At 68.7% G+C, this 1,897-nt stretch carries 1 protein-coding gene; it reads left to right on the top strand.

Going from position 1 to position 1,897, the window contains the following annotated elements:
* The first annotated feature begins 942 nt into the window (after positions 1 to 942).
* Positions 943 to 1,860, top strand: a complete 918-nt coding sequence (locus BLW04_RS25345) for a tyrosine-type recombinase/integrase (protein ID WP_254781996.1) — start codon at positions 943 to 945, stop codon at positions 1,858 to 1,860.
* Positions 1,861 to 1,897: the final 37 nt, after the last annotated feature.

Here is a 1,897-nt window from a genome sequence, read left to right as displayed (position 1 = left end):
GGCGGGGGACCGCCACCTCAACTTCCACGAGACCCGGGACAACCTCGCGAGGACGGCCGGTAGTGACGGGTCGGCAGTCGAGCCGGCCGCAGATCGGTCAGGACCCGGGCAGTCAAGGAGTGCTGACACGTTCACCGCCCTGTGCCGCCGGGCATTCGCCAGTCCATGGGCGGGTCGGCTCGTGCTTCGACAACGCCGCCGCGCAGGCGTTCTTCGCGGCGGTGATCGACGGGTGCTACGGCTCCGGCAACCACCGGTGCACGTATTGCGCGGCTGCGGAGCCAGTTCCCGATCAACTACGAGACCACCGCCTCACCCGAGAAGCGGCAATCAGAGAGCCGTCCACGAATCTCGGGCGAATCAAACGCGCCAGCGCCTGATACCGGCCCGGTTCTGGCGCACGCGAAGAGACTCCGGACCCATCGCTTGGCGGGCAGGCCGCGGCGGTCGCGCTGCTCACCGGTGATCGGGAGTTGGTGGTGGTGACCCCGACGCTGAAGGCGGCGAAGGTCGCCGAGGTGGAGGTCAGCGCCCGCGCGGGGTCGGCGGCGTGGCTGGCCTTCCGGTACGGCTCTGCGCTGGAACGACGACGGTGCCTGAACGCGGTTCGCGGTCGGCCCTGGTCACTGCGTGGTGCGCCATCAGGGACTCGAACCCCGAACCCGCTGATTGAGAGCCATTTCTGACGCTATTCCGCGGTGATTTTGAGTCACGAGAAGTCGCAGGTCAGAGCAGTGTTTCGAGGCTCTGAGCTGCGGTAACGTCGTCGGCGAGGTGGTGATCACAATGTTGACCATGATTGATCAACTACGGCTGGTCACGAATTCTTGCGGACTTTTTGCGGACCGTCTGCGGACCGAACCCGTGACCGTCGCAGGGCTCGAGGACTGCGGGACGCCGGGCGCGGGCGCCACCGGCGGTCGCGCTCGGCGGGGCTGAGCCATGGCGAGCATCGCGCGGCGTCCCGATGGGCGGTGGCGGGCGCGCTACCGCGACCTCGCCGGCAAGGAACAGTGCCGCCACTTCGTCCGTAAGGCCGACGCGCAGCTGTGGCTGGACTCGGTGACCACGTCGGTGCACACCGGCGCCTACGTCGACCCCAAGCGGATGCGCCTTACCTTCGGCGAATGGTCGGGTCAGTGGCTGGCCACGAAGGTCGATCTCAAGCCCACCACCCGGCGCGGCTACGAGGGGATGCTCCGGGTGCACATCCTCCCGGAGTGGGGGCCGGTCAGGCTCGGCGACATCACCCACCAAGGCATCGCCGCCTGGGTGGCCCGGCTGAACGGCTCGCACCTCGGCGCCTCGTCGGTTCGGCAGGCGCATCGGGTCGTGTCATTGATCCTGGCCCTGGCGGTGCGCGACGGCCGGTTGGCCCGCAACCCGGCCGTCGGGGTGCCGCTGCCCCGGACGGTCCGCGGTGAGCAGGTGTTTCTCACTCATGACCAGGTCGACCAGTTCGCCGAGGCCGCCGGCCGGGATCGGCTGGCGATCCTGTTCCTGGCCTACACCGGGGTGCGCTACGGCGAGATGGCCGCGCTCCGGGTGCGAAACCTCAACCTGCTGCGCCGCCGCGCGTTGATCGCCGAGGCCGTCGTCGACGTCAACGGGCACGCGGTGTTCGGCACCCCCAAGAACCACCAGCGCCGCCAAGTACCCCTTCCGCGGTTCCTCGCCGACGAGCTCGCCGTTCACGTGGCCGGCAAGACACCGGGGGACTTCGTCTTCGCCGCGGAGAAGGGTGGCGTTCTGCATCTGCGCAACTTCCGCCGCACGAGCTTTGATCCCGCCGTCCGCGCCACCGTCCTAGGGCGTGTCTCCCGGATCTTGGGTGTCAGGTGGTCGAAGGTGGGTTCATGACGCGGACTGGTGTGCTCTCGGATGATGTGTGGGCGCG

Source organism: Modestobacter sp. DSM 44400, from assembly GCF_900107175.1.
In the GTDB taxonomy this organism is placed as follows: Bacteria; Actinomycetota; Actinomycetes; order Mycobacteriales; family Geodermatophilaceae; genus Modestobacter.
The sequence above is the reverse complement of the archived record's forward strand: the minus strand, read 5'-3'. Positions and strand labels throughout refer to the sequence as shown.

What these genes read in the sequence shown, in the direction of transcription:
- BLW04_RS25345 (WP_254781996.1), top strand. Translation starts at nt 943, where the DNA reads ATGGCGAGCATCGCGCGGCGTCCCGATGGGCGGTGGCGGGCGCGCTAC.